General features: G+C 70.4%; 10 protein-coding genes. 6 read left to right on the plus strand and 4 right to left on the minus strand.

Going from position 1 to position 12,217, the window contains the following annotated elements; all coding sequences use genetic code 11:
* Positions 1-44 precede the first annotated feature (44 nt).
* Genes Actob_RS00900 through Actob_RS00910 form a run of 3 tightly spaced genes read right to left on the minus strand, consistent with a single transcriptional unit; the run spans position 45 to position 3,329 of the window.
* A complete protein-coding gene (locus Actob_RS00900; RefSeq protein WP_284918012.1) occupies positions 45-659 on the minus strand; it encodes a dihydrofolate reductase family protein in 615 nt (204 codons plus the stop codon).
* A 44-nt stretch (positions 660-703) separates the two neighbouring features.
* Positions 704-1,264 carry a dihydrofolate reductase family protein gene (locus tag Actob_RS00905; protein ID WP_284918013.1) on the minus strand — a complete coding sequence of 187 codons (561 nt, stop codon included), beginning with the start codon at positions 1,262-1,264 and terminating at the stop codon, positions 704-706.
* Positions 1,265-1,274: 10 nt separating this feature from the next.
* Positions 1,275-3,329: a SpoIIE family protein phosphatase gene (locus tag Actob_RS00910; protein ID WP_407653532.1), complete on the minus strand. Its 2,055-nt coding sequence runs from the start codon at positions 3,327-3,329 to the stop codon at positions 1,275-1,277.
* 104 nt (positions 3,330-3,433) lie between these two features.
* On the opposite strand from Actob_RS00910, the gene Actob_RS00915 reads away from it, so the two are divergent.
* From Actob_RS00915 to Actob_RS00940, 6 genes are all read left to right on the plus strand, one after another.
* A complete protein-coding gene (locus Actob_RS00915; protein ID WP_284918016.1) occupies positions 3,434-7,837 on the plus strand; it encodes a HAMP domain-containing protein in 4,404 nt (1,467 codons plus the stop codon).
* A gap of 28 nt (positions 7,838-7,865) precedes the next feature.
* On the plus strand, positions 7,866-8,414 hold the full coding sequence (locus Actob_RS00920) for a response regulator (RefSeq protein ID WP_284918017.1): 549 nt from the start codon (positions 7,866-7,868) through the stop codon (positions 8,412-8,414).
* Positions 8,415-8,505: 91 nt separating this feature from the next.
* Positions 8,506-10,014 (plus strand): pectate lyase, encoded by a 1,509-nt coding sequence (locus Actob_RS00925; RefSeq protein WP_284918018.1) that lies wholly within the window; start codon positions 8,506-8,508, stop codon positions 10,012-10,014.
* Positions 10,015-10,068: 54 nt separating this feature from the next.
* Entirely contained in the window at positions 10,069-10,572 is a 504-nt protein-coding gene (locus tag Actob_RS00930) for a SigE family RNA polymerase sigma factor (protein WP_284918019.1), read from the plus strand.
* Positions 10,569-11,330, plus strand: a complete 762-nt coding sequence (locus tag Actob_RS00935) for a hypothetical protein (protein ID WP_284918022.1) — start codon at positions 10,569-10,571, stop codon at positions 11,328-11,330. The genes Actob_RS00930 and Actob_RS00935 overlap by 4 nt, the downstream gene beginning before the upstream one ends.
* 64 nt (positions 11,331-11,394) lie before the next feature.
* A complete protein-coding gene (locus Actob_RS00940; protein WP_284918023.1) occupies positions 11,395-11,898 on the plus strand; it encodes a GNAT family N-acetyltransferase in 504 nt (167 codons plus the stop codon).
* On the opposite strand, the gene Actob_RS00945 is transcribed toward Actob_RS00940, so the two are convergent.
* Positions 11,872-12,198 carry an STAS domain-containing protein gene (locus tag Actob_RS00945; protein ID WP_284918024.1) on the minus strand — a complete coding sequence of 109 codons (327 nt, stop codon included), beginning with the start codon at positions 12,196-12,198 and terminating at the stop codon, positions 11,872-11,874. The genes Actob_RS00940 and Actob_RS00945 overlap by 27 nt on opposite strands.
* Between the last annotated feature and the right edge of the window lie 19 nt (positions 12,199-12,217).

The raw sequence follows: 12,217 nt of genomic DNA on the forward strand, positions 1-12,217 counted from the left end.
TGCGAGGCGGGTCCAGAGTTGGCGGACGCTGCCCGGCCTGAGCGTCAGAAGTTGGCCGGGAGCACCGTGGCGGTCTCGGCGGCCAGGTGCCGGCCCATCCGGGCGACGTCGCCGACCGCGTAGGTGAGGTATGCGAACTGGCCGACCTCACGGACCCCGGTCAGGATCAGCTCGTCCACCCGCAGGCGGTGCTTGAGCAGCGGAGTGCCGCTGCCCAGCACGGCCGGGGCGATGCCGAGGATGATCTCGTCGAGCAGGCCCTCCGCGGCGAACTGGGCGACCAGGTCGCCGCCGCCGGCCAGCCAGACGTTCTTGCCCTGGGCGGCGACCATCATGGCCTCGTGCACCCGGCGGACGTCCCCGCTGATCATGAAGACGTTGGCGTCCGGCACCGGCGGCAGGTCGCGGTGGGTGAAGACCCAGCAGGGCACGTCGCCGTACATGTCGTGCCAGTTCTGTGGCTCTTCCAGCAGGTTGTCGTTCTCCAGCACCCACTCGTAGGTGGTCGCGCCCATGGCGAACGCGCCGACGCCGGCGAAGAACTCGCCGAACGGGTTCTGGGTGCCCTCATCCACCTCGAAGAGCCAGTCCAGCGAGTTGCGTTCGTCGGCGATGAAGCCGTCGATGCTGGTGGCGGTGTAGTACTGCGTCTTCGCCATGCCAACACCATGCCACGCCGACGGCGACAAAAGGGGCAGATCGATCAGGAGGTCGGTGGACCGACCGAGTACCTCAGGTTGGCGAACTGGCCGAGCCGGGTGACGTCGGTCAGCGTGAGCCGCTGCGAGGAGAGCCGGCGGGGCAGCAGCGGCGCCCCGGACCCGAGCGTCACCGGCGCCACCCCGAGGATCAGCTCGTCCAGCAGCCCGGCGTCGGCGAACGAGCCGACCAGCTCACCGCCACCGACCAGCCAGACGTTCTTCCCGCCGGCGGCGGCCACCATCTCCTTGTGCACGGTGGCGACGTCACCGCTGGCGAAGTGGAGGTTCGCCCCCGGGATGCCGGGCAGCTCGCGGTGCGTGAAGATCCATGCGGGGGTGTCGCCGTACGGCTCGAGCCAGTTCTCCGGGTGCACCAGCGCGTTCTCGTGGTCGAGGATCCACTCGTACGTCGTGGAGCCCATCGCGAACGCACCGATCTCGGCGAAGAACTCGCCGAACGGATGCTCGTCGCCGCCGGCCACCTCGAAGAGCCAGTCGAGCGAGTTGTGGTCGTCGGCGATATAGCCGTCGATAGTGGTCGCGGTGTAGTACTGAGTCTTCATCCACCCACCCTCACGCGTCGTTGCGCAACACCAGGATCGCGATGTCGTCCCGTGGCTCCTCCACCGAGAAGTTGATCGTGGTGGAGCGCAGCCGGGCCGCCATCGCGTCAGCGGGATAACCGGCCAACGGGGCCGCCGCGTCACGCAACCGGGTCGAGCCGAACAACTCCCGGCCGCGCCGCCGCTCGGTGACCCCGTCGGTGTAGAAGATCAACGAGTCGCCGCGGCCGAGCGTGACCTCGGCGTCCGGCGAGGTGATCGCCTCCAGCAGGCCGAGCGCGGTGCCGCCCTCGCCGACGAACGACGTCTTGCCGTCCGCCCGGACCAGCACCGCCCGGTCGTGCCCGGCCAGATGCAGGCAGACGCCGAGCCGCGCGTCGGCCAGCCGGGTCACCGAGGCCATCGCGAGCGTGCAGTACCGCCCGCCGCCGCGCTGCACCAGCGTGCGGTTCACCCGCTGGAGGATGTCGCTGAGCGACTTGCCGTCGTCGACCAGGATCCGGATCACGTCCCGGACCAGGCCGGTCACCGTGGCCGCCTGGACGCCCTTGCCGGAGACGTCACCGACCACCACCAGCCAGCGGTCCTCGCCGAACGGCATCACGTCGTAGAAGTCGCCGCCCACCTCGGAGCCGGTCGGCACGTATTCGGCGGCGAAGCCGATGCCCTCGACGTGCGGCAGCGCCGGCGGCAGCAGCGAGGCCTGCAGGGTCCGGGCGACGGTCCGCCGCTCGTCGTGGATCCGGGCGTTGTCGATGGCCAGCGCCGCCCGGCGGGCCACGTCCTCCAGCACCGCCACCTCGTCGGCGTCGTGCCGGTGCTTGACGTGCCGGCCGACAGCGAGCGTGCCCAGCCGGGCGCCGCGGGCCACCAGCGGCACCGCGAAGCCCTCCATCGGCGCCCCGAACATCACCTGGCTGCCCAGCCGGGACGCCTCCTCCAGCCGGGCCAGTATCGACTCCGGTCCGGACTCGGCGAGCGTGGCGTGCAGGTTGACCAGCGCGGACTCGTCGGCGTGGGTGGCCGCGGCCAGCTGCAGCCGGCCCCAGGTGTCGGTGGTGTGCACCGCGCACCACTGGCCCAGCCGGGGCACCACCAGCTGCGGGATCAGGGCCATCGTGAGGTTCACGTCGAGGGACTGGGCGAGCAGCTCGCTGGCCTCGGCCAGGAACGTGATCCAGGTCTGCCGGCGTACGTCGGCGCGGCGCAACCGGTCGTTCTCCAGGTGCAGCGAGAAGCGTTCGGCGACCATGACGGCGAGGGACTGGGCGTACCCGACCGGGGCGGCGTCCAGCTCCAGCTCGCCGGAGTACGGCCGGTAGACGGTCAGCGGGACCCGGATGGTGTCCGCGTTGTCCCGGGGGGCCCGGCCGTACCGGGCGAGCAGCTGCCGGCCCATGCCGTCGCCACGGTCCACCCGCAGCACCCCGCCCGCCGCGCCGGTCAGCCGGGCCAGCCGGGAGAGCAGGTCGGTGGCGAGATCGGTCAGGTCGGCCTGCCCGTCCTCGGTCTGCCGGTCGGAGCCGCTGCGCAGCAACCCGGTCAGCGCGCCGAGGCTGGGCGCGTCGGCCGGTGCCGGGATCCGGCCGGCCTCCTCGCCGGTGCCCCGGTGGTCCAGGTGGAACCAGACGCCCTTGCCGTCGCCCTCGTGCACGGTGCCCCACCGGCTGGCGAAGTGATCGACCAGCAGCAGGCCGCGGCCGCGCTCGGCGACCTCGCCGATGTTCGGGCTCTCGTTCTTGGGGCCGACGGCGAGCTGCTCGACCGGCCCGGGGGCGAAGTCGGTGACCGTCACGGTCAGCCCGCCCGGATCGGCCGTCACCTCGATGTCGAGGTCGGTGTTGGCGTGCACCACGGCGTTCGTGGAGAGCTCGGTGGTCAGCAGCAGAGCCTCGTTGAGCAGACCGTCCAGTCCGGCCTCCTCGAGCACCGAGCGGACCAGCGCCCGCGCCGCCGCCGGGGTCCGCCGGTCGTTGGGCAGGCGGGCTTTGCGCACGAGGGTGCCGGACGACGCTCCCGACGGGACGCTCGTCCTGGTTCCGACCTCCGCTGGCACAGCATGCATCCTCTCCCGTTGGTGGGTGTATGCACAAAGTCGTCTCTCGCATTGACCCGGTCGGGCGAGAGAGGATAGGTAGCCCCGGCAGTAGGACAGCGAGTGAGGACAGCATGACTGCGGCCAAAGAAGCCACCGTCGGCGGGCCCGACGAAACCGTGTTGCTCAGTGAACTCGCTGACGCCTTGCGCCGGGTCCGGCGTGGCGATCTCAAGGTGCGGCTGCCCCGGCGGGACGGCCTGGCCGGGTCGGTCGCCGAAGCGTTCAACGAGGTGGTGTCGCTGCAGGAGCGGCAGAACCTCGACCTCCGGCGGATCAGCCGGATCGTCGGCCGGGACGGCCGGCTCACCGAGCGTCTCGACGAGGAGGGCCTGGACGGCGCCTGGGCGGACAGCGTCCGCTCGGTCAACTCGCTGATCGACGACCTGGGGCGGCCCACCACGGAGATCTCCCGGGTGGTCGGCGCGGTCGCTGAGGGTGACCTCTCCCAGCACATGGCGCTGGAAATGGACGGCCGCCCACTCCGGGGTGAATTCCTGCGGATCGGCCGGACCGTGAACACCATGGTCGATCAGCTGTCGTCGTTCGCCGACGAGGTGACCCGGGTGGCCCGCGAGGTGGGCACCGAGGGCGAGCTGGGCGGCCAGGCCGACGTCCGGGGCGTGGCCGGCACCTGGAAGGACCTCACCGACTCGGTGAACACGATGGCGTCGAACCTGACCCACCAGGTGCGCTCGATCTCCCAGGTGGCCACCGCGATGGCCCGCGGCGACCTGTCGCAGAAGATCACCGTGTCGGCCCGCGGCGAGGTGGCCGAGCTGTCCGACACGATGAACGGGCTGACCGACACCCTGCGGCTCTTCGCCGAGCAGGTCACCCGGGTGGCCCGCGAGGTGGGCACCGAGGGCAAGCTGGGCGGCCAGGCCGACGTGCCGAACGTGGCCGGCACCTGGAAGGACCTCACCGACTCGGTGAACTCGATGGCGTCGAACCTGACGAGTCAGGTGCGCAACATCGCCCAGGTCTCCACGGCGGTGGCCAAAGGTGACCTGTCGCAGAAGATCACGGTGGCCGCCCAGGGCGAGATCCTGGAGCTCAAGGACACCGTGAACACCATGGTGGATCAGCTGTCGTCGTTCGCCGACGAGGTGACCCGGGTGGCCCGCGAGGTGGGCACCGAGGGGCGGCTGGGCGGTCAGGCCCAGGTCCGCGGCGTCTCCGGCACCTGGCGCGACCTGACCGAGAACGTCAACCAGCTGGCCGCCAACCTGACCGCCCAGGTGCGCAACATCTCCCAGGTCTCCACGGCGGTGGCCAAAGGTGATCTGTCGCAGAAGATCACCGTCGACGCGCGCGGCGAGATCGCGGAGCTGAAGAACACCGTGAACACCATGGTGGATCAGCTGTCGTCGTTCGCCGACGAGGTGACCCGGGTGGCCCGCGAGGTCGGCTCGGAGGGCAAGCTCGGCGGACAGGCCCAGGTCAAAGGCGTTTCCGGTACGTGGCGCGACCTCACCGACAACGTCAACTACATGGCCTCGAACCTGACCAGCCAGGTGCGCAACATCGCCTCGGTCACCACCGCGGTGGCCAAGGGCGACCTGTCGCAGAAGATCACGGTCGACGCGCGCGGCGAGATCCTCGAGCTCAAGTCCACTGTCAACACCATGGTGGATCAGCTGTCGTCGTTCGCCGACGAGGTGACCCGGGTGGCCCGCGAGGTGGGCACCGAGGGCAAGCTGGGCGGCCAGGCGCAGGTGCGCGGGGTGGCCGGCACCTGGCGCGACCTGACCGACAACGTCAACTCGATGGCGTCCAACCTGACGAGCCAGGTGCGCAACATCGCCCAGGTCTCCACGGCGGTGGCCAAAGGTGACCTGTCGCAGAAGATCACGGTCGACGCGCAGGGCGAGATCCTGGAGCTGAAGAACACCGTGAACACCATGGTGGATCAGCTGTCGTCGTTCGCCGACGAGGTGACCCGGGTGGCCCGCGAGGTCGGTTCCGAGGGCAAGCTGGGCGGCCAGGCGCAGGTGCGCGGGGTGGCCGGCACCTGGCGCGACCTGACCGACAACGTCAACTACATGGCCTCTAACCTGACCGGCCAGGTGCGCAACATCGCCTCGGTCACCACGGCGGTGGCCAAGGGCGACCTGTCGCAGAAAATCACCGTCGACGCCCGCGGCGAGATCCTCGAACTGAAGAACACCGTGAACACCATGGTCGACCAGCTCTCGTCGTTCGCCGACGAGGTGACCCGGGTGGCCCGCGAGGTCGGCTCGGAGGGCAAGCTCGGCGGACAGGCCCAGGTCAAAGGCGTTTCCGGTACGTGGCGCGACCTCACCGACAACGTCAACCAGCTCGCCTCGACGCTCACCATCCAGCTTCGGGCGATCGCCGAGGTGTCCACCGCGGTGACCCGCGGCGACCTCACGCAGAGCGTCGCGGTCGAGGCGCAGGGCGAGGTGGCCGAGCTCAAGGACAACATCAACCAGATGATCGTGACGCTCCGCGACACCACCAAGACGAACGCGGAGCAGGGCTGGCTCGATTCGAACCTGGCCCGGATCGGTGGCCTGCTGCAGGGCCAGCGGGACGTCGGCGAGGTCTGCCGCATGATCATGACCGAGGTGACCCCGCTGGTGGACGCCCAGCTCGGTGCGTTCTTCCTGGTCGACAACGAGGAAGCGGTGACGCGCCTGCGGCTGGCCGCGGCGTACGGCTACGTGGCCCGCGACCACGAGGTCACCTTCGGGCCGGGTGAGGGCCTGGTCGGGCAGGCCGCGGTGTCCCGCCGCACGATCCGGGTCCGGGCCACCCACGACGGCATCCTGACCATGCGTTCCGGGCTGCTCGCCATGCCGCCGAACGACCTGGTGGTGCTGCCGGTGCTGTTCGAGGGCGAGATGCTCGGGGTGATCGAGTTCGCGTCGGTGGCAGCGTTCTCCGGCCTGCACCTGACGTTCCTGGAGCGGCTGGTCGCCACGATCGGTGTCGCGCTGAACACGATCCAGGCGAACCGGCGTACCGAAGAGCTCCTGACGCAGTCGCAGCGCCTGGCCCGGGAGATGCAGGACCAGTCGGCCGAGCTGCAGCGCACCAACGCCGAGCTGGAGGACAAGGCCAAGCTGCTCAGCGAGCAGAAGGCGAACATCGAGCTGAAGAACCGGGAGATCGAGCTGGCCCGGCTCGGCCTGGAGGAGAAGGCCCAGCAGCTGTCCCGGGCCAACACCTACAAGTCCGAGTTCCTCGCCAACATGAGCCACGAGCTGCGTACCCCGCTCAACTCGTTGCTGCTGCTGGCCCGGCTGCTGGCGGACAACACCGATCAGAACCTGACCGAGAAGCAGATCGAGTTCGCCCGCACCATCCACAGTGCCGGTTCCGATCTGCTCTCGCTGATCGACGACATCCTGGACCTGTCGAAGATCGAGGCCGGCCGGATGGACGTCGAGCCGGACGTTGTCGACTTCGACGGCATCCGCAGTTACGTCGAGCAGGCGTTCGTGCCGCAGGCCGAGGAGAAAGGCCTGCACTTCGAGGTCGAGCTGGCCCCCGACCTGCCGGACTCGATCGTCACCGACCCGCAGCGGCTCCAGCAGATCCTGCGCAACCTGCTGTCCAACGCGGTCAAGTTCACCGACAGCGGCTCGGTGACGCTGAGCATCTTCGCCGCCTCCCGGGACACCGACCTGGACGTACCGTCGCTGGTCTCGTCGCATCAGGTGGTCGCGTTCGCGGTGCGGGACACCGGCATCGGCATCTCGGACGAGAAACTGGCGATCATCTTCGAGCCGTTCCAGCAGGCCGACGGCACCACCACCCGGAAATACGGCGGCACCGGCCTGGGCCTGTCGATCAGCCGGGAGTTCGCCGCGCTGCTCGGCGGCACCATCGCGGTCCGCTCGGTGCCGGGTGAGGGGTCGACGTTCACGCTCTACATGCCGGAGGCGCTGACCCCGGACGCGATCCCGATGCCGGTGCTGCCCGCGGCGCCGGCCAAGGCGGTGTCGGTCCGTCCGGTCGCGCCGCTGAGCATGCCGCTGATGGAGCTGCCCTCGCTGGTCACGCCGCGCCCCGAGGAGCCGGCCGCGACCCACCCGGCCGGCCGGCAGCTGGACGGCGCCACGGTGCTGATCGTCGACGACGACGTGCGGAACGTGTTCGCCCTGACCAGCGCGCTGGAGATGCACGGGCTGCACGTCCTGTACTCGGACAACGGGGTGGATGGCGTACGCATCCTGAACGAACATCCCGAAGTGGACATCGTGCTGATGGACGCGATGATGCCGGACCAGGACGGCTACGAGACCACCCGGGGTATCCGGCGGAATCAGCGTTTCCGCGACCTGCCGGTAGTGTTTCTCACGGCGAAGGCGATGCCCGGTGACCGGGAGTCGGCTCTCGCCGCCGGAGCGAGCGACTACATCACCAAGCCAGTGGACCTGGACGAGCTGATCGAGTTGATGGCGCGCTGGGTGAACGCCGAGGAGACCGCCGAGCCGGAGGACGGCTGACCGGTGGGAGGGAACGAGGTGAGCACGCGTGGGTGAGCGCGCCAAAGCACTGCTGGTCGACGACCGGAAGGACAACCTGCTGGCCCTGGAGGCGATCCTGCAGGGCCTGCCGGTCACGGCGGTGGCCGTGGAAAGCGGCGAGGCCGCGCTCAAGCAGCTGCTCACCGACGATTTCGCGGTGATCCTGCTGGACGCGCACATGCCCAACATGGACGGCTTCGAGACGGCCAGTCACATCAAGCGGCGGGAGCGGACCCGGCACGTGCCGATTCTCTTCCTGACCGCTGCCGACCGGGACGCCCAGCTCGCCCTGCGGGGTTACGCGGTGGGCGCGGTGGATTACCTGACCAAGCCGTTCGACCCGTGGGTGCTGCGCGCCAAGGTCTCCATCTTCGTCGAGCTGTGGGGGAAAAGTCAGCAGCTCAAGGCGCAGGCCGAGGCGACCCGGGAGCGCGATGCGCAGTGGGAGCGGCTGACCGAGACGGTCGACGAGGCCGCCCGGGTGCTGCGGGCCGGTGGCGAGGACGCGGCGACCGAGGCGCTCGCACTCCTGGAGAAGGCGCGCTGGGGAAGTTAGCTCCGGTGTGACCTGGGTCACGTGAGGCAACGAAGTTGATCGCCGATGCCACAAGCGGTCGAAGCCTCATCCCCCAGGAGCTAGGAGCAACATGCGGCACGCACACCCCGACGACGCCATGGCCGCGAGCCGGCGTCGTCGCCGGATGATCACGGGTCTTGGCGCGGCCGGTGCCGCCGGTGCGGTCACCGCGCTCGTGGCGGTCCTCGTACCCAACGCGTCGGCCGGCAGCACGCTGTTCAGCGACGACTTCGAGAACGGCGCCAGCGGCTGGACCAAGTCCGGCGGCACCTGGTCGGTGGTGACCGACGGGTCGAAGGCGTACCGGCAGGCCAAGACGGACAGCGAGCTCGCCCGGGTGTTCGCCGGCGAGGCCTCGTGGTCCGACTACTCGGTGCAGGCCAAGGTCAAGGGCGTCAGCCTGGGCAGCGGCCTGGCCGGGGTGGCCGCCCGGGCCAGCGGTTCCTCGACCATGTACCGGCTGGCCCTGCTGGGCGCCGGGAAGGCGGAACTGCAGGCGGTCAAGGGCAGCGCGGTGTCGGTACTCGGGTCGGCCCCGGTGAGCGGGGTGACCTCGTGGCACACGCTGCGGATCGACGCCGCGGGCAGCGAGATCACCGGGTACGTGGACGGGACCGTGATCGGCGCCGGGGCCGGGACCCTGCCCGGCACCGGGCGGATCGGGCTGGTCACCAGCCACGCGTCGGCGTTGTTCGACGACGTCGCGGTGAGCCCGCTGGCCGGTTCCCCGGCGACGGCGACCGCGTCACCGGCGGCTACCAAGACCGCTACGGCGTCACCGGCGGCTACGAAGACCGCGACCGTCTCGCCCACCGCTACCAAGACGGCCACCGCTTCGCCGACGGCTTCCAAGACGGCCACCGCTTCGCCGGTTCCGACCAAGACCGCTACCGCCGCCACCTCGTGGCCGGCCGCGACCGGATCCAAGCCGGTGACCTCGACCATCAAGGTCACCAGCAGCCTGGACGGCGGCAACGTCCGCTACTTCGGCAGCGGCGCCCTGGGCAGCGGCTCGCAGGACGAGGACCAGGGCCCGCTGTTCGAGCTGGCCGACGGCGCCACCCTGTCCAACGTCATCCTGGGTGACCCGGCCGCCGACGGCGTGCACTGCCTCGGCTCCTGCACGCTGACCAACGTCTGGTGGGAGAACGTCGGCGAGGACGCCGCCACCTTCAAGGGCGGGACCTCGGCCGTCTACACGGTGAACGGCGGCGGGGCCAAGGGTGCCGACGACAAGGTCTTCCAGCACAACGGCGGCGGCACGCTGACCATCAAGAACTTCCAGGTCAGCGACTACGGCAAGCTGTACCGCTCGTGCGGCAACTGCAAGACGCAGTACAAGCGCTCGGTAGTGCTGCAGAACGTCACCGCCACCGGCAAGGCCAAGGCGCTGGTCGGCATCAACACCAACTTCGGTGACACCGCGACGCTCTCCGGCATCACCGTCGTCGGTTCCGCCGACCTCAAGGTCTGCGTGAAGTTCAAGGGCAACAACACCGGCGCGGAACCGACCGAGATCGGCACCGGCGCGGACGGCGTCAACTGCAAGTTCTCGGATTCCGACATCACCTTCAAGTGATGTCCGTGGCCGCCGGGTGCCAGCCCGGCGGCCACCCCGGCCTGAAGGGTCCCGATGCGCGACGCCGCCTATCACGCCTACTTCGAGCGGCACTACGACTCGTTGTCGCGGCTCGCGTACCTCATGATCGGGGACGCCTCGGCCGCCGACGACCTGGCCGCCGACGCGATGACCGAGGCGTGGCGGCACTGGGACCGGGTGCGGGCCGCTGACGACCCGGCGGCGTACGGCCACGGCATCCTGATGAACCTGGCCCGCAACTGGATCCGCAGGCGAAGCCGGGAACGTCTGTTCTCCCTGGAAGTCCTGAAACGGGCGCCGGAATCCGACGTGCCCGTGGTGCTGGACGTGCGTCGCGCCCTGGCCAAGCTGCCGCACCGGCGGCGGGCCTGCGTGGTGCTGCGGTACGCGTTCGACATGTCCGAACGTGAGGTGGCCACCACCCTGGGGATCTCCGAGGGCGCGGTGAAGAGCGCCACCTCGCGCGGCGCGAAGCAGCTGGCCGAGATGCTCGGCGGCAGTCTGGCTCGAATCAACGGTTGGGAGGCGGCGCGGTGACGCTCACCGAGGACGAGCTGCGCGCGGTGCTGCGCGCCGAGGCGGCGGCACACACGCCCGACCGGGCCGCGATCCTCAGCCGGGTGACCGGGACGGCGATGCGGAACCAGGCCGCGCGGAGGCGCGGGCCGCGGATCCGGATCGCCGGAGCCGCGGCCGCGGTGGCCGCCGTGGTCGGGGGCGGTGGCTTCGCCCAGTGGGCGCTGGCCGGGATGGGTGCGGAACGCCCCACCCCGCCGCCGGTCCCGGTGGTCACCGCCTCGGTGGCCCCGGCGGTCACCGAGACCGCCAGGCCGGCGCCCTCGCCGAGCCGCTCGCCGTCGTCGCCGCCGGCGACCCACCGGCCCACCCGGAGCCGGACGCCGGGCGCGTCGCCGGCCACCGCGCTCTGGTCGGACGGGTCCGTCGACGTGGGCGGCAAGACGCAGGCCAGCAGCGTGGTGACGATCAAGACCACCGAGCGGCTGACCGCGCTGTCGGTGACGATCCGGCTGGCCCGGACGACCGGGCTGGTCTCCCGCGGTGGCAGCCAGCAGGTGCCCGGCGCGAGCGTGACCAGCGACGTCACCGAGGAGGCGGATGCGCTGGTCTACCGGTTCACGCTGTCCTCCGGGGACACGCTGGCGCCGGGGACGTACACGTTCTTCGCGCGGTACACGTACGCCCCGGGTGGTCGCGATGCCGGAGCGGACACCTACGCCGCGACCGCTACCAGCGGGAACGGTGCGGCGCTGAAGGCCGGCGGCGCGTTCGGCTGAGGCGTTGTCCACAGGCGACGCGATGGCCGGGCGGGCTCTCAGACGGATGTGACAGCATCGCGGTATGCCCGACCTGACGTTGCGGGAGATGACCGCGCAGGAGTTCGACGAGTGGCGCGGCGCCGAGGTGCGTGGTTACGCGGATGCCCAGGTCACCGCCGGGGTCTGGGGTCCCGGCGAGGCGCTGCGGCGTTCCGCCGAGCTGCACGACAGCCTGCTGCCGGCCGGCCTGGCCACCCCGGGGATGGTCTTCCTGCGCGGGGTGCGCCCGGACGGCGCGGTGATCGGCACGCTGTGGATCGCCCTCGAGCATCCGCGCGGCGTCGCGGACTGCGCCTTCCTGTTCGACATCGAGGTCGTCGAGGAGCATCGCTCGGCCGGCTACGGACGGGCCCTGCTCACCGCCGCCGAGAGCTTCGTGCGCGAGCGCGGGATCGGCGCGCTGGAGCTCAACGTCCACGGCGACAACGCCCGCGCCATGAAGCTCTACGCGTCGTCCGGTTACCGGGTGATCACCCAGCAGATGCGCAAGGACCTGGGGTCAGGAAGTGCTGATCATGAGGGCTGACCGCAGCCCGGTGATGTCCAGCACCCGCATCAGGAAATCGCCCACGTTGGCCAGCGCCAGCACCGTCTGGTTGTGCTGGGCCTTGCGGCTGAGTACCACCAGCGTGCCCAGGCCCTGGGAGTCGCAGAAGGTGACTCCGGACATGTCCAGCACGATGCGCCCGGGCGGCTCGGCGGCGAGCAGATCGTTGACGAGGGTGGACAGCTCGGTGACCGTGAGCACGTCGATCTCCCCGGCGAGCTGCATGATCACCTCGTCGGGGGCGCGCTGAACCGTGATGGACAGCTCGGGTCGCTCCACGCCGGTCAGCCTATCCTCT

This window comes from Actinoplanes oblitus (genome assembly GCF_030252345.1).
Classification (GTDB): domain Bacteria; phylum Actinomycetota; class Actinomycetes; order Mycobacteriales; family Micromonosporaceae; genus Actinoplanes; species Actinoplanes oblitus.